Raw genomic sequence first — 330 nt, forward strand, 5'->3', positions numbered from 1 at the left:
GCCGCGTGCGTCCAGACTCATCTTGGCCGCCCTTCCGGTGCGTTCGTGGTTGCATCATGCGGCGTGGCCGCGCCCGTACGGCAGGATTTGCCCAACTGCCCGCCGCCGACCGGCCGTCGGGATCCGGCCGCCCCGCCCGCGCCCGCGCCCGCCTCCGCACGGTGCGGCGCGGCCCGACGTGCCTGGTGGGGCCGCATCCGCCGGCCCCGGGGCGGGGTGCGGCGCGGGGTCCGGACGCGGTGCGGGGCGGGCCCGGTCTTCAAGCGGTCCTCGAGGCGGGTGCGACGGGGGCTGTGGCGGACGTCGAGCGGGCCCGGGAGGCCCCGCACG

Origin of the sequence: Streptomyces atriruber (assembly GCF_001418325.1) — a bacterium.
Lineage (GTDB): Bacteria > Actinomycetota > Actinomycetes > Streptomycetales > Streptomycetaceae > Streptomyces > Streptomyces atriruber.